Origin of the sequence: Gracilibacillus sp. YIM 98692 (assembly GCF_010993965.1) — a bacterium.
Lineage (GTDB): Bacteria > Bacillota > Bacilli > Bacillales > Amphibacillaceae > Gracilibacillus.
The window spans coordinates 193,761-209,918 of the sequence record NZ_WIXM01000001.1 but is presented as its reverse complement, the minus strand read 5'-3'; the positions used below and the strand labels follow the sequence as shown (position 1 = coordinate 209,918).

The 16,158-nt window shown below is 38.5% G+C and carries 11 protein-coding genes; 8 read left to right on the top strand and 3 right to left on the bottom strand.

Annotation, left to right across the window (positions count from 1 at the left end):
- The first annotated feature begins 375 nt into the window (after positions 1–375).
- The 3 genes from GHD00_RS00905 (at position 376) to GHD00_RS00900 (ending at position 3,956) form a co-directional block, all read left to right on the top strand.
- The gene (locus GHD00_RS00905; protein WP_163536211.1) at positions 376–1,359 is read left to right on the top strand and encodes a glycoside hydrolase family 43 protein; all 984 of its coding nucleotides are present in this window, start codon (positions 376–378) and stop codon (positions 1,357–1,359) included.
- A 34-nt stretch (positions 1,360–1,393) separates the two neighbouring features.
- Positions 1,394–1,522, top strand: coding sequence for a hypothetical protein (locus GHD00_RS21195; RefSeq protein WP_276208241.1), 129 nt, complete (start codon positions 1,394–1,396; stop codon positions 1,520–1,522).
- A gap of 1,105 nt (positions 1,523–2,627) precedes the next feature.
- The gene (locus GHD00_RS00900; protein WP_163536210.1) at positions 2,628–3,956 is read left to right on the top strand and encodes a CoA-disulfide reductase; all 1,329 of its coding nucleotides are present in this window, start codon (positions 2,628–2,630) and stop codon (positions 3,954–3,956) included.
- A gap of 77 nt (positions 3,957–4,033) precedes the next feature.
- Here GHD00_RS00900 and GHD00_RS00895 read toward each other — a convergent pair whose 3' ends face one another.
- Positions 4,034–5,101: a DUF2515 domain-containing protein gene (locus GHD00_RS00895; protein WP_240468551.1), complete on the bottom strand. Its 1,068-nt coding sequence runs from the start codon at positions 5,099–5,101 to the stop codon at positions 4,034–4,036.
- 807 nt (positions 5,102–5,908) lie between these two features.
- Between GHD00_RS00895 and GHD00_RS00890 the strand changes: the two genes are divergently transcribed.
- Genes GHD00_RS00890 through GHD00_RS00875 form a run of 4 tightly spaced genes read left to right on the top strand, consistent with a single transcriptional unit; the run spans position 5,909 to position 10,038 of the window.
- Positions 5,909–6,778: a class 1 isoprenoid biosynthesis enzyme gene (locus tag GHD00_RS00890; protein ID WP_163536209.1), complete on the top strand. Its 870-nt coding sequence runs from the start codon at positions 5,909–5,911 to the stop codon at positions 6,776–6,778.
- Positions 6,779–6,806: 28 nt separating this feature from the next.
- Positions 6,807–6,983 (top strand): competence pheromone ComX, encoded by a 177-nt coding sequence (gene comX, locus GHD00_RS00885; RefSeq protein ID WP_163536208.1) that lies wholly within the window; start codon positions 6,807–6,809, stop codon positions 6,981–6,983.
- Between the two features lie 53 nt (positions 6,984–7,036).
- Positions 7,037–9,361, top strand: coding sequence for an ATP-binding protein (locus GHD00_RS00880; RefSeq protein WP_163536207.1), 2,325 nt, complete (start codon positions 7,037–7,039; stop codon positions 9,359–9,361).
- A gap of 14 nt (positions 9,362–9,375) precedes the next feature.
- The gene (locus tag GHD00_RS00875; RefSeq protein ID WP_163536206.1) at positions 9,376–10,038 is read left to right on the top strand and encodes a response regulator transcription factor; all 663 of its coding nucleotides are present in this window, start codon (positions 9,376–9,378) and stop codon (positions 10,036–10,038) included.
- A 342-nt stretch (positions 10,039–10,380) separates the two neighbouring features.
- On the opposite strand, the gene GHD00_RS00870 is transcribed toward GHD00_RS00875, so the two are convergent.
- Together GHD00_RS00870 and GHD00_RS00865 are read right to left on the bottom strand one after the other, a co-directional pair.
- A complete protein-coding gene (locus GHD00_RS00870) occupies positions 10,381–11,820 on the bottom strand; it encodes an S-layer homology domain-containing protein (RefSeq protein ID WP_205600688.1) in 1,440 nt (479 codons plus the stop codon).
- 92 nt (positions 11,821–11,912) lie between these two features.
- On the bottom strand, positions 11,913–13,601 hold the full coding sequence (locus GHD00_RS00865) for a hypothetical protein (RefSeq protein WP_163536204.1): 1,689 nt from the start codon (positions 13,599–13,601) through the stop codon (positions 11,913–11,915).
- A gap of 403 nt (positions 13,602–14,004) precedes the next feature.
- Here GHD00_RS00865 and GHD00_RS00860 point away from each other — a divergent pair, with 403 nt between their 5' ends.
- Positions 14,005–16,152 (top strand): hypothetical protein, encoded by a 2,148-nt coding sequence (locus GHD00_RS00860; protein ID WP_163536203.1) that lies wholly within the window; start codon positions 14,005–14,007, stop codon positions 16,150–16,152.
- The last annotated feature ends 6 nt before the right edge of the window (positions 16,153–16,158 follow it).

Below are 16,158 nucleotides of genomic sequence, written 5' to 3'. Positions count from 1 at the left end.
AATCAGGTAAATTGACACAGTGAATAAAAGACGGATATACTCTCTTTAAGAAAGCGATATCATGATCCGTAACTTGTATTATGTGATAGATATTTTCATTTACTCTAGCATGTGTCATCAAATCTATCGTTTCCTTCATCCTAGATTTTTTGTGAAATAATTATGTCCCGGGAAATAATGGGCGGATAATGTCAAAAAAACACTATTTTCACGGTGAACAATCGTCCGTAAGCACCCACTTCAAGACTTTAGAAAAATAAAAGAAGTAGAAGTGGGGGGAAGACGGCCGTTAGCACCCTGATAAGTTTCGCTAACCATCAGTGGGGATAAAGGACACCCCCACTGATGGAAGTCTCACTTTATAGGAGGTATTTTATGTCTATTTTTAATGATGCTTCGGATGTGGCGAATCCTAAGAAGGGTCATCGTTTGAAAGATATTCCAGCGCATGATCCTTTTATCTATTCTCATCCAGAAGAAAAAGTTTATTATTTGTTTACAAGTGGTGCTCCGAACATTCACGGTATGGAACGTTATGGGGTGATAACATATAAAAGCAATGATTTAATCGAATGGGAGGGCCCATATGTTGTGTTTACCATTCCTGATGGAGCTTGGGCTCATCCGCAGCACGGTGCTTGGGCGCCAGAAGTTCACCTGTATAACGGTAAATATTTTTTGTTTGTTACTTTACATCATCAAGATAAGAAGCTCGATGATATCAATGATATCCCCTTACCAAAGCATTGGCGCGGTACTTGTATTGCGGTTAGTGATCATCCAGCAGGCCCTTATCAGCTTATCAAGAAAGATGGTCCGGTGGTTTCTGCGGAACGCATGACGCTAGATGGTACTCTGTATATCGATGAGGTTGAAAAGCCATGGATGGTTTTTTGTCACGAATGGATTCAAACAGTGGATGGTACAATCGAAGCCGTTCCGCTAACGGATAATTTATCGGACGTAGATGGTGAGTCGGTTCATTTGTTTAGTGCTTCAGAGGCTTCATGGGTGACAGGGGAAAAGCCTGATGGATATGATGGGACGATCTATGTATCGGATGGTTGTCAGCTTTATCGTACCAATAGCGGAAGGCTCATTATGCTGTGGTCAAGCTACGAGCGGGGAAAATATGTTCAATCGATTGCTCGTTCTACTTCTGATAAGTTAGGTGGACCATGGGAACAGCTTCAACCTCTTGTGAAAGGCGACAGCGGGCATGGTATGTTGTTTCAGACTTTTGAGGGACAATGGATGTTAATCTTGCATCAGCCGTTTCCGATGCCAGAATCGCGCTGTCATCTTTATCTCATGGAAGAAACATCAGACACTTTTCGGGTGATCAACAAATGGGAATAGGTTTTTCGATGACATTTTGTAAGGAGGCGAATGTATGAAAGAATTCGTTGGAGAATGCTCGGAGTGCGGGGCAGCAGTTTATTGCAAAGATGGATTTTTAGACGGCGTGCATGAGGATGGTATGCTTTTTTGTTCTGCATGCAGTGAAGGCAGAGACTCATAATAATATGAAATGGAATTTCAGATAAATCTACGAATAGAAGATGTCTAACTGCAGTATGGAATGAAATCTCGGATAAAACTGCTAATAGAAGGCGCCTAACTGCAGTATGGAATGAAATCTCGGATAAAACTGCTAATAGAAGGCGCCTAACTGCAGTATGGAATGAAATCTCGGGTAAAACTGCTAATAGAAGGCGTTAAACCGCAGTATGGAATGAAATCTCGGATAAAACTGCTAATAGGAGACGCCTAATCGCAGTATGGAATAAAATCTCGGATAAAACTGCTAATAGAAGGCGCCTAACTGCAGTATGGAATGAAATCTCGGGTAAAACTGCTAATAGAAGGCGTTAAACCGCAGTATGGAATGAAATCTCGGATAAAACTGCTAATAGAAGGCGCCTAACTGCAGCATGGAATGAAAATCCCGGATAAAACTGCTAATAGAAGGAGTCTAACTGCAGTATGGAATGAAATCTCGGATAAAACTGCTAATAGAAGGCGTCTAACTGCAGTATGGAATGAAATCTCGGATAAAACTGCTAATAGAAGGTGTTTAATCGCAGTATGGAATGAAAATCCCGGATAAAACTGCTAATAGAAGGAGTCTAACTGCATTATGGAATGAAATCTCGGGTAAAACTGCTAATAGAAGGAGTCTAACTGCAGTATGGAATGAAATCTCGGATAAAACTGCTAACAGAAGGAGTCTAACTGCAGTATGGAATGAAATCTCGGATAAAACTGCTAATAGAAGGCGTCTAACTGCAGTATGGAATGAAATCTCGGATAAAACTGCTAATAGAAGGTGTTTAATCGCAGTATGGAATGAAAATCCCGGATAAAACTGCTAATAGAAGGAGTCTAACTGCAGTATGGAATGAAATCTCGGATAAAACTGCTAATAGAAGACGCCTAATCGCAGTATGGAATAAAATCTCGGATAAAACTGCTAATAGAAGACGCCTAACCGCAGTATGGAACGGAATTTCCATAAAAACTGCTTATAAAATAATTCTAACTATAGGATCGAATCAAAATCAAAGGTAAAGCTACCGTTAGAAGTTTCTAATATAGGGTAAAATAAGAGCAAGGAGGGATGTCGGATGAAGTATGTGATTATCGGCGGTGTTGCAGCTGGGATGAGTGCTGCGATGGAGATTACCCGCACCGATGAGTCAGCGGATATTACGGTGCTAGAACGTGGAGAAGATTATTCTTATGGGCAATGTGGTTTACCTTATGTGATTAATGGGGTGGTGCCATCTACTGAGCATGTGATTGCTCGAACCGTGGAAACGTTTAGAGAAAAATATGGCATTGATGCAAGAATACATACCACAGTAAAGCATGTGGATGTGGAGAGGCAACAGGTGAGAGGCATGGATACAGAAACTAAAGAACCCTTTCATATAACGTATGACCGATTACTGATCGCCACTGGGGCTGATCCGATTGTGCCTGACTGGAAAGGAGTCGAGTTGGACGGGATTCATACATTGAAAACCATGCCGGATACGGAAAGCATTAAGCAAGATGTTACCGATGATGTTCGGCATGTGACAGTCGTTGGGGCAGGATATGTAGGGTTGGAGATGGCAGAAGTTTTTCAATCCCTTGGTAAAAAAGTGACATTGATTCAACGGGGAGATCAGCTTGCCAAGATATTTGATGCAGATATGGCAGAGTTGATTGAGAAAGAAGCGAAAGATCATGGCATTAATGTTCTAATAGGAGAAGAAGTCGAAAGTTTTTCAGGCGATAAGCGAGTTCAAGCTGTCACGACAGATAAAGGAACCTATCCAACCGATTTGGTGCTTTTAAGTGTTGGCGTGCGGCCAAGTACCAAGTTTTTAGAGGGGACGGGCATCCATATGAATCCGCAAGGTGCGATCCATGTAAATGCCTATATGAAAACATCCCTTCCTAATATTTATGCTGCGGGTGATTGTTCTACCCATTATCACATCGTGAAACAGTTAGAGGATCATATCCCGCTTGGCACAACGTCTAACAAACAAGGCAGAATTGCAGGTGCGAACATGGCTGGAAATCCGTTAACATTTAAAGGCATTGTCGGTACTTCGATCATTAAATTTTTTGATCTCACCTTGGGGCGTACAGGTTTGACAGAAAAGGAAGCGAAACGATTAAAGCTACCTTATGCGGTGGAGGAAACGACTGCAAGGGATCATGCCGGTTATTATCCTGGCAGTGAAAAGCTGCATATCAAGCTCGTATACCATAAAAAAAATAACCAACTGCTTGGAGGACAAGTGATTGGCAAGCAGAGTGTGGATAAGCGAATCGATGTGTTAGCTACTGCGCTTTATAATCGCATGACGATGCAGCAACTCACCGACCTCGATCTTGCATATGCCCCGCCATACAATGGGGCATGGGATCCGGTGCAGAAGATGGCAAGGAAAGTCTAGTTTTGGGGAGAGGCTCTAATGGATGGCCTTTAGGTGCACTGTTTTAGGCCTTTCTCTTTCGTTTTTTTTATAAAAGTTTAAGAAAAGACTCCTTTTGCGACAACAGCGAAGTGCAGTTTTTCTAAGGTGTTGCAGTATTCTTTTTGCATATCGGCGTTTAATTTTAATTCGTTCTTTTTTAAATAACGGACAACTTTTGAATTGGTATACCAATCGCCTTGTTCAGCTGGCTTTTGTTGGGTATTATCCCACACATCTTCTAAAAAAGGACTGTATATGCGAGGGGAGTTTTCTTTCAATTGGCATTTTTCCACCTCGGGTACAGTGTGTGGTGCTGCTTCGTTGACTGAGTGAAAGATATCCGGCCAAAAATCTTGTCTGGAGCCGGTATGTGGTTGTCTCACGGCCCACTGATAAATGTGATCATAATAGTCTTTGTCAAAGAGCAATTGATATAATCGTTTGCCTAACAAAATTCGGTCGTGTAAAGAAGCGAAGTGATGCACTGATTGCCCAACAACCTTGACTTTTTCCTCTTTTGGTACAGGAAAAAGGATTTGATTAAGACCTAGTAAGTCTTGAAGTTGGAATTCTAAGGACTTTAATACTTCTAGTTGATATTGGGTATGCTGCACCATTCTTTTTTCGATATAGGTTTGTTCATTGATGATCAGGGCGGTCGAGATTAAATAATGGTTGCGGTTATCATAAAAATGATTCCACATCACCTCCATAAAGGAAGATACCCCAAATAAAGGGAGGAGGTGGAATAGATTTTGCTTTTTCTTCCTGCTTTCTTCATATAATCTTAGCTGCGGATACGCATCTTGAAAAATCAGCCAATTACCTCGTTCTAAGAAGAGGAAAAAGTCTTCTTGATTTTGCTCTGTTAGCAGCTTTGATAAGTAGCTTCCTTTTAAATCGGTCATATTCCATCCTGCATTTCTGGACACCATATGGGCGAGAAATGCCCATTCGATTTCTGGGTATTTGTTATAGAATGCGATGTAGGCATTAGTCCGCACCACGTTATTGAGATTTTTCTGTTTGATTTCCTGCTTTATGTCATGTACGATTTGCCGCTCTTCTTTGGATAGCGAAGCTTCGTATGGACTTTGGCTGGATTGGCCGGCTTTCTTTTTCAATTCTTTTTTGATTGCTTTTAAGTCGGGCGAACGTTTCGGGATGAGATGAAAGATGGCAGATCCCCCCTTTGTGATTGGTACGAAATCGATTCCTTTATATTATATTATGATGCACCAAATGGCTTTATTAAAAACAAAGGTTTGGTTATTTTGTTGAGGATTTTCGATGAGAGGGAGAGGCACACCTTTTTCAGTAGATAGAAAGGTTCTTACAACGACAGCGGAAACTATGTTGTTCTAATGATTTAACAAAAAATTAACACTTCTGTAATGTTATCTAAAAACATGATAAAATACTCATTTATATACATAAATTGGAAATTATATAGAAAATTTTACACAATCTATTCATTCATTCTAATCGAGGATAAAAACTCTCTTTATTATCAATAAGAGTAAATAGAATTTAAAATAATTGATATCTAATTGTAAAACGAATAAAATAGTGGTAAATTATGTAAGAGAGTGAAAATGTTATTTCATGCATGTTCTGATCTCTATTTTACTTCATAATCACTCTTTCCCTTTATATGTTCCTCCTTCCATTCATTGTTACAATTATATTACGCCTGGTTAATATAAGCAGGCATAAGAGCAATTTCATCTAGTAAAAAGGACAAATGAAGCAAGCGCAGATTGGACTTTTTATGATTATTTACACACTACTAAAGAACCTTTTTTTGGATAATAGACTATGATAAGCTAATTCTGAATTTAATAGAAAGAGAGAGGTGACGCCTCATTCCCATTCCAGATTATCCATGTGATGAAATAATAGAATTAATGCTTAAGGTGGTGAATACACATTTGGATGATAATGACCTCCAAGAGCATGCTATTTCCTACATATTATATAAGAGGCAAGAAGGATTTTCTTTCTCCTCGTTAACTCAGTTCCATTATCATATGGACGATGAGGAAAAATGCAAAGGCATTGTTCATGCTTCAGCAGCAGTAGAGTTTTTAATGTTGGCCTTGGATATACTGGATGATTTACAGGATCAAGATGACAAGGAAAAACCTTGGTCTATGAATTCTTTTTCTACTTCCATGAATATATCAACGGGTTTTTTAATGTTAAGTAAGCTTGTACTCAGACAATCTCGTTTTGACGACGACTTAAAGTTGGAAGCACTTCAGTATGTAGATGAACAGGTTTTGCGAGCAGTAAAAGGGCAACACCAAGATCTTCAGAGTTCCTGTGCTACCGAAAAAGAATTTTTATGCATGATGAAAGAAAAGTCAGGGTCCCTAATGGTTTGTGCAACGCTTATTGGAGCAATACTCCAACGTTCCACACAAAAGGAAATTATTAAGGATTACTCGGAAAGCTTCGGAATGGCAGCACAATTAGCAAATGATATCGACGGATTGCTCCGATTGGATGTCAAGAATGATTTACTGCATAAGCAATGGACACTTCCTATCCTGTTACTTACGAAGGAGAGGGATCAAGAAGCGGATTGGATCCGAGATTATTATGCTGGAAAGGTAGACAAAGCGTTTATGGTCAAAAGAGAAGAGGTCTTATTTCGATGGATTCATCACTCTCCAGTTGTGTCATATGTCAAAGTACTAAAGCGTTTTTACCAAAGAAAAGCATTAGATAGAATGTTAGACCTGCAAGTTAGACAAGAATGGAAGCATGACATGCGGGAATATATAGAAAAAATATAAAATTATGAAAAAATGAGGAGGAAAACATATGTTACAGAATATAGTTGAAAAATTAGTAAAAAATCCCGACCTTATCGAAAAATTAAAAGAGGGCAAGCTTGAATTAGCAGGTGTTTCCGAAATGGAAAAAGCAGCAGTAATGGATGTATTAACTAAAGATAATAATGATCAGCGTGTTAATGTAAAGAATTGTTACTGGCAGTAAAATATCATACATTCAATTAAAAGCCAGAGCTTCTCTGGTTTTTTTATTTCAACATGAAAGGGGATTTACATGAAGAAGTGGTTTGTTTTTTTTTAGCCATTATCATGCTAATCGGTTTATATATGGCTTATGTCACCATGACTGAAACGTATGTAGGACTTGATGTAAAAGAAAACAATTATGGGCAATGGGAAATCACAAAGGTAGACTCGATAGGCTGGGCAGCCCAAAGAAAGATTCAGACTGGCGATATCATTACAGAAATTAATGGAAAAACCCCTGATTCCTTTCATTTTATTAAGCAGTACGGAGTGGTTGGCCACCTTGATCAAATGACAGTGCTGCGTAATGGTTATCAACTGGAATACGAGGTGCAAGCACCACGGAATTATAATACCCTTTTATATCATACGTTATTGCCAATGCTCGTATTTTTAGTGCTTATTGGGTTCTCCGTTTATATTTATTGGAAAAAACGAGAGGATAAAGTGGTTTTCATTTTAGTGGCCTTTTTTGTTGCTGTTGGACTCGGTTATTTGAGCGCAGGGGCTTCAGCTCGGACAGATTCGTTTGCGCGTATTATTAATAGTTTATCGATGATGATGGTCCCTTCCTTTTTTATTCATTTTCATTATCGATATTTTTTTAATTACCAGATCCAATTCATGAAAAAGAAGTATTTGGTTATGATTTATGCGGTAAATGTATTCGTGGTTTTACTCGGTATGTTATCGATCTTTGTTTATATTGGTAATTTGTATGCTTCTATTAGAAATGCACAATTACTCTTATTTTCTCTGGAATTTTTACTGAGCTTTGTTGTCCTTATTTATCATTATATGAAGTTCCGAAAAACGGTTCAAAGACCTATTTTACAAAATGCAATTTTTGGTATTGTGGTATCCTTTTTCCCGTTTATCTTTTTAACTGCATTACCTAATATCATATTTGGTGTTGAATTGATTCCTGCTTCTTTATCGGCTGCATGTCTTATTTTTCTACCAGTGTTCTTTCTTTACTTAGTTATTATGAATCAAGTTTTTGACATTGATTTTATTAATAGCCGTCTGAGGTACTATGCTTTGATCTCACTAATACTCACAGGTATCATTATTGGGTTAGTGTTGTTCTTTACCAATTTATCCTATTTAGAATGGGCTAGGCTTACCATATTAACCTATGGATCACTTATTATCATTTTTTATTTAGAAGAGAAATTAAATGTTCGGCATCGATTATTTCAGAAACAATTTAATCTCGATCATTTCTCTTATGATATAGCTAAAATAGTAAAGAGAGAGGAATTAGATAAAAGGTTAATAAAAGAGGTAAGAGAGGTACTTCCGATCAGAAATGTCTCTCTTGTAAGTTTTAACAAAGAGCAAGAAAGTACAAGCTTATCTGCTGGAGATGAAGTATATCCAAAAGAATTAATCGAGATGTATATCAAATATTATGACTCTATGTTATCGATTGGTTCTCAATTCTCTATTGAAGGTGGATTGTGCTATATCATTAGTGAACAGCATGATTCTATTCATGTTCTATGGGTCCAGCAAAAGGCGAATTATACACCATTTAACCAAGACGAACAGAGTTGGCTAAAGATGCTTGTTCATTATGCGAGTATTGTGTATGAAAACTTCCAATTGATTGAAGGTGTAACAGAAGATATGAAACAATCGTTGGATAATGATCAGGCCATGCCTTCCTGGATGTTGCGATTATTATTTAGACTTTCGGAAAAAGAACGGACAAGGTTATCTTCTGACTTGCATGATTCTGCCTTACAAGAACAATTGGTATGGTATAGAAAAGTGGAGGATTTATTGGAAAACGATCAGTTGTCTAAATCCATAAGAGAACCATTAATAGAATTGCAAAAAGGTTTACTAGGAGTTGTGGAGCAAATTCGTGAAACATGCACGTTATTAAGGCCACCTTTTTTAAAGGAAACAGGAATTGTAGAAGCATTATCCTATTTAATTCAGCAATATCGTTCTCGCGAAAGTTTTGATATAGAATTTATTTCACAAGAATTTAAGGCGAATCTTGGAGATGATCAAGCTCTGGTGATTTACCGTGTGGTTCAAGAATTACTAAATAATGCCTCCAAGCATTCCGAAGCAAGCCACATTGTTATAGAGGTAAAAAGTGAAGGTCATGCTGTATTTTTATCTTATAAAGATAACGGGGTAGGTTTTCCGCCGAAAACACCATACAGTTCGGGTCAAAACATGGGACTTGTAGGTATTAGGCAACGCGTCAATAGTATTCAAGGCAGTATGGAGGTATTTTCTTCAGAAAATGCAGGCGTAGAAGTGGCCATTTTACTTCAAACAGATTTAGAAATAAAAAATTATTCTGAAGTTATGTAGTGGGAGGAATAGTATTGATTTCAATTATGTTAGTGGATGATCATCCAGTGATAGGAGAGGGTTCTAAATTAATCATTGAGAAAGAGGAAGATATGCAAGTAACGATTGCTGATAGTCCAGGCAAAGCGATTGATATATTAAAAGATGAGGACTTTACCATTATGCTGTTTGATTTACGTATGGATGGAATGAATGGGATTGAGTTAACCAAGCAGGTTCGTTCCATGGGGAAGACGGCACCTATCTTAATTTATACAGGCCATGAAGTTGGTCCTTATTTTAATACATTAGTGGAAGCTGGGGTGAGCGGTTTTATTAGTAAAACAGCTTCAAGAGAAGAACTCATTCAAGCTATTCGGTATGGAGTAGAAGGAAAAGCCATTATTCCGGTTTCTTTGTTTGAGCAATTACGTAAAACGGAAGTGCGTGTTCATGAATCGGAAAAAAAAGATTTGGAAGAAGCAAGTGAAGTATCGATCAATTCAAAAGAACAAGAAATTCTAATGGAAGTAGCGAAAGGGAAGAGTAATAAAGAAATTGCACAGACCTTTTTTAAGAGCCCTCGAACGATTGAATACCATTTGACAGAAATTTTTAAAAAGCTTCGAGTAAAAACAAGAGCAGAAGCTGTATTGAAATCAAAACAACTAGGTATCATTACAGAAGAAATAAAATAACAAAAGCAGCCAGAGGAGAAAACTATCTCCCCTCGGCTGCTTTTTTCGTATGCTTTGTTGTTTTTTTTCTAAACAGTTGCTATAAATGACTACCTATGGAACATTTTATATGGTGGTCTATAGTCGTTCCGGCAATAGACTACGCTTTCCGTGGGCTCGCGTTGAGCCTCCTCGCTCGCGATTATCGCTCCCTGTGGGGGCTCAACGTCTTCGCTTTCCCACAGGAGTCTTCGTGTATTGCCTTCGCTGGAATGATGTCTCACTTTTGCCCTTGGGTGAAAGCGGGAAGTTTTCCGCAGCGTCGATTAAGCACTATGCGTGAGACGAGTGAGGGAAAAATTTCTAATGATTTTTCCAATAACGATAGGCATGAACTATATAACCGTTGTATGCGGCATTAGAACTAAGCTCTTCATCTACAATGTCTAATTGTTCTTCCATCACTGCTGCACCTTCTTCGTGGAAGGAAATATGTGGATTATTTTTACTTTCTTTTATTTCTACGGAGATGATCATATTTTTATCGGTGCTTTCTGCATAATCGATTTCATTTTGAGCCATATCAATGATACCGCCTGAGCCTTTCGCTTGATCACGAAAAGCCATTATAGACGTATGGTCCATTTGGTTGATGACCCATTGATAAAATGGGGTGTCAGGATGCCCAGGAGTCTTCGTATCATCAAACCACATCGCTAAGTCCATGCTTGCTTCTAAATTAGATTCTCGTTTGGTTTCTTTCACGAATAATTCAATATTATTCATCCATTGAGATAATACTTCCTGTTCATTTTCAGCCCAGGAAGGTGTTACATATGGCTCCACATCAAGATGAATCCCCGTAAACTGCTGGTTCTTATCGACTGTATTGTTATACTCTTTAACATAATCCACTAGTTTGAGCATCCTTGCTTCTTCTTCCTTAAGGGCCCAAGATGGATGTCCTCCCATCGCATGGATTTCAATACCAGCTTGATTGGCCTCTGCCACAAAATCAGAATAAGCACTGAAAGGCTGTGTAAGATCTAAGCGTGTATATAATAGGTTAATATTTTCTTCTTTCGCAAACTGAATGATTTTTTCTTTTTCATTGATAAGTGTTTCAGCTTCCCAAATGTATGTGCCTCGATATTTTTTTTCCTTTGCCTGCTCTGTTGGAGGCTGTTCTTCTTGTAACTGCAAATTGAAAACTCTATCGATGAGAGTAGCAAACTGTCGGCGTGTAACGTCATTATCAGGCATATAATTGCCCTTGCTTCCTGTAGAAATATCATAGTAAGCAATCGTAGAAATATAATCTTTTGCCCAATTAGAATCGGCTACATCAGAAAAAGCGTGCCCCTTCTTGATCGGCAGATTAAAAGCTTCTACAATAACCTTCGCCATTTGTGCTCTTGTCAAATTTGCTTTCGGCATAAAATTTCCTCTGTCACCGGTAAAAATACCAGCTTGTTGAACGGCCTTAATCGCATTAAGGTAATCATTGGAGTCTGATACATCCTCAAACGGTATGTAAGATTGATGAATCGGCAAGTCTAAAGCACGATCCATCATCACTGCTACATGCTCACGACGAATAGAGTTATTCCCTCTAAAAGTACCGTCGGGATATCCATTAATAATGTTTAATTGTTCCATTTTCATAATGTGTTCATATGCCCAATCACTTGTATCGACATCCGAAAATCCATCTGCTTGTGCAATTTGAGGTGAAATATAAAGTGCACCAGTAAAAACTAATCCAGTAGATGCATATTTTAAAGCTTTGATTATTTTTTCCATCATGTTCCCTCTCCTTTTTCCCCTAAATTATTTAAATTGCGGGGATGCTAGCACTTTACATCTTTTATAAAAAAATCTTTTCGAAAACAGCCCTAATGATTTTTCCAATAACGGTAGGCATGAACGGTATAACCGTTATATGCGGTATTAGAACTTAGCTCTTCATCCACAATGTCTAACTGTTCTTCCATCTTAGCTGCCCCTTCTTCATGAAAAGAAATATATGGATTATGCTTGTTTTCTTTTATTTCTACAGAGATGATCATATTTTTATCGATGCTTTCCGCATAATCGATTTCATTTTGAGCCATATCAATGATACCGCCTGAGCCTTTGGCGAAATCACGAAACGCCATTATGGAAGTATGGTCCATTTGGTTGATGACCCATTGATAAAATGGGGTGTCAGGATGACCAGGAGTATTCGTATCATCAAACCACATCGCTAAGTCCATGCTTGCTTCTAAATTAGATTCTCGTTTGGTTTCTTTCACGAATAATTCAATATTATTCATCCATTGAGATAATACTTCCTGTTCATTTTCAGCCCAGGAAGGTGTTACATATGGCTCCACATCAAGGTGAATTCCTGTAAACTGCTGGTTCTCATCGACTGTATTGTTATACTCTTTAACATAATCCACTAGTTTGAGCATCCTTGCTTCTTCTTCCTTAAGGGCCCAAGATGGATGTCCTCCCATCGCATGGATTTCAATACCTGCTTGATTGGCCTCTTCTACAAAATCAGTATAAGCACTGAAAGGCTGTGTAAGATCTAAGCGTGTATATAATAGGTTAATATTTTTTTCTTTCGCAAACTGAATGATTTTTTCTTTTTCATTGATAAGGGTGTCAGCTTCCCAAATGTATGTGCCTCGATATTTTTTTTCCTTTGCCTGCTCTGTTGGAGGCTGTTCTTCTTGTGCCTCCCAACTGGAAAAGTCATCGACTGCTGTTCCTATATAGGAATCATACTCACCTAGGTGCTTATCTACCAGTTTCAGATGCATGTTCATATCTGCAATGCCTTCTTCGAAAAAAGTGGTATGGTCTTGCCCTGTATCCGCTAATGATACGCCAATGACAATTTGTTTATTGTATTGATCGGCAGCTTCGAACTCATTTTTTGTTAGGTTCACCATACCATTGGGACCTTCCAAAGTATCACGGTAAGCAAGAATAGTTGTATGATCAAATTGTCGAATCAACCATGAATGAAATGGCATATCTGGTTCACCAGGTGTATGCACTTCGTCTAACCAAAAAGGCATGGAACTACTTGTTTCCAGCGCAGTATTTTCAGGTAAAGCATCTAGTGCAGCAGTCAGATTACTTTTCCATTGTTTCACTACGGATGATTGATCTTCATACCACTCAGGGAGATACTGTGGCTGTATTTTTAAATGAATTCCAGTGAATTGTTCCTCTTCAGCAACACTTTCGTTGTAATCTTGTACCCCCTCAACAAAGCCGAGAATTTGTTGTTGGTTCTCGTCAAGTGCCCAGGATGGGTCACCTCCCAAAGCATGAATTTCAATTCCTAATTCATTAGCTTTTCGGATGAAATCAGAATAGCTTTCTAAACTTTTATCTGGATCCGTTTTTACATACAAGACGTTGTACTCATTTTCTTTTGTTTTCTTTAACAGTGCTTCACTACTTTCGCTAATATCTAAGTGTTCAACCCACATAGCTCTCTTAAATTCACTAGAAGTAGAGAACCCTGTTAGAAATGTGAAGACGGTAAATGTCAGCATGAACAACAATAATTTTTGATTCATTTATAGACCTCCCAAGATTTAAATATGGATAGATTTCGATGATATCTCTATCTGCTTAAGTAAAAAAGTAAGTATCCCTAGTTGTGTCTACCTAGGGATTTTGCGGGAGACCGCAAAGTCAACACGAAAACACTTTAAAAAGCGCATAATACCGCTTTTTCTATTGGATTACGATAACGAAACTTCGGATTAGATGTCTATTCGTGACGAAAAAATACTGTGGTACCGAAGATAAATATTCGTTCTTCCGAAATATAGTTTTCGATGAACATTGGAATCCCCCATGTTAACGTAAATGACGTGGAGGACAAATCATATTTTTAAAGTAACTGTTTCGACAAAAAATTTCAAGAAAGAAAATGTTTTTCCTCAAAGAAAAAATGAGAGGAGGAGAGATGAAAAGATGAAATGGAAGGGTAAAGGGCTGCTTATCTTACTTTTTATGGCCATTTTGGGGGGATATGCATTATTAAACACAACAAACGAAGCAGAAAGTAAAGAATTAGCGGATGGAACAAAAATTAAATTCAGAACGAAAGAAGATCAATTAGAAATTTACAAAAATGAAAGCTGGTCTCCCTTTTTGGTGAAAGGTGTCAATATAGGAGCTACTTTACCTGGATATTTCCCGGGTCAGCAGCCAATTAAGAAAGAGGATTATCTTCGTTGGTTTAACATGATTCAAGAAATGGGAGCCAATACGATTCGTATATATACGATTCATAATCCTGTCTTCTATCAGGCCTTAGTGGAATACAACCAAAAGAATATCGATGATCCTCTCTATTTTATGCAGGGGATATGGTCACCAGTCAACTTGCTAAGTGAGAAGAATGATGCTTGGTCACCTGAAGTGACAAAACAATTTAAAGAAGAAATATCCCATGCAATAGGAGCAGTTAGCGGGGAGATAACACTTCCTGCTGAACCTGGAAAAGCAAGCGGTGAATACACAGCAGATGCAAGCTCATACTTAGTTGCTTGGCATATTGGGACAGAATGGGATCCGGAAATGGTAGTGAATACAAATAAAGTTCACCTCGATGATCCCCTTTTCCAAGGGAATGTTTTTAAGACGACAAGAGAAGCTTCGCCATTTGAAAGCTGGTTGGCAGAGTTAATGAATCATTTAGCTAAAAAGGAAGAAGAACAAGGCTGGCAGCATCCGATTACCTTTACGAATTGGGTGACAACAGACCCTCTGGAACATCCAGATGAACCTTTACAAATGGAGGATATCGTCAGTGTAGACGCTACTAATATTCAAAGGACGAAAGGAGAGGCGGGATATTTTGCTTCTTTTCATGCTTATCCATACTATCCGGATTTTTTAAGATATACCGACAAGTATGATGATGTAAAAAATGATAAGGGGCAGATAGATACATATAAAGGGTATCTCCGTGAACTTAAAAATTATCACAAAGAAATGCCAATTATGATCACAGAATTTGGGGTCCCATCATCCCGAGGAAATGCACATATCGGACCACTCGATCGAAACCAAGGGGGACACACGGAATCAGAGCAAGGGAAACATAATGCTGATATGCTTCAACATATTTACCAAGAAAATTATGCAGGAGCTGTCGTTTTCACATGGCAGGATGAATGGTTTAAGAGAACATGGAATACGATGGCACTTGAAGATCCAAGCCGGCGTCCTTTCTGGTATAACAATTTATCTCCGGAAATGTCCTATGGTCTGTTGGGTATGTATCCCCACAAACATAATGATTTAACGATAGATGGGAGTTTGGAAGATTGGAACAAGTTAGAAGAAGAGGAAATCCAAAAATTATCGCCTTCGCTTGCTGATTTTAAGGTAACGAATGATGAAGGTTTTATCTATGTAGCTGGCCGCATACCTAAAGACTTTGATCCAGGTGAAAATACGTTCTATCTAGGCATCCATACACTTTCAGGAGGTATCAAAAACCCGGACTTCTTACAAGATAAAACACTCGATGAAGGATTAGAGATGGTCGTTCGATTGGGTAAGGAAAATGAAAGTGAAGTGCTAATTGCTCCAAGCTATGATTTTCATCAACGTATGTATGTCAATGCACCAAAAAGTGATAAGACTGAATCCATGCACCCATGGAAATTAGCAGTTAGCCGGAAACTTGAGTTTCCTGATTCGACTGTAGAATTACCATTTGAAGAAGTGCCTGCAGGCCAGATGGAACGAGCTTCCTCCTCTACAGATTCCCAAGCTGATTGGGCAGTTCAAGGGGAAATAATAGAAATGAGAATTCCTTGGTCATTACTAGGGTTTGCAGATCCTAGCTCCAAACAGGTAGTGAGTTACGGCACTAAAGAAAGGGGAGATACAGAAATGCCAAGAGAGGAAATAGAAGGAATTCGCTTCATCCCATGGATCGTTGATCATCGTTCACAGACTGTCGAAGGACTAGAAAATGAATCTGAACCTATTTCTGTCACTGATTTTCCCCTTTATACCTGGGATAACTGGCAGGAGGTCGAATATGATGAACAGCTAAAACAAAGTTATTACATGATGCAAGATGCTTTCAAGAGTGTTGATTAAGGAAGG

Coding starts and splice junctions, on each gene's coding strand:
- GHD00_RS00870 (WP_205600688.1), bottom strand. CDS start 11,820: ATGGAAAAAATAATCAAAGCTTTAAAATATGCATCTACTGGATTAGTT.
- GHD00_RS00860 (WP_163536203.1), top strand. CDS start 14,005: ATGAAATGGAAGGGTAAAGGGCTGCTTATCTTACTTTTTATGGCCATT.
- comX (WP_163536208.1), top strand. CDS start 6,807: ATGTTACAGAATATAGTTGAAAAATTAGTAAAAAATCCCGACCTTATC.
- GHD00_RS00905 (WP_163536211.1), top strand. CDS start 376: ATGTCTATTTTTAATGATGCTTCGGATGTGGCGAATCCTAAGAAGGGT.
- GHD00_RS21195 (WP_276208241.1), top strand. CDS start 1,394: ATGAAAGAATTCGTTGGAGAATGCTCGGAGTGCGGGGCAGCAGTTTAT.
- GHD00_RS00865 (WP_163536204.1), bottom strand. CDS start 13,601: ATGAATCAAAAATTATTGTTGTTCATGCTGACATTTACCGTCTTCACA.
- GHD00_RS00880 (WP_163536207.1), top strand. CDS start 7,037: ATGAAAGGGGATTTACATGAAGAAGTGGTTTGTTTTTTTTTAGCCATT.
- GHD00_RS00900 (WP_163536210.1), top strand. CDS start 2,628: ATGAAGTATGTGATTATCGGCGGTGTTGCAGCTGGGATGAGTGCTGCG.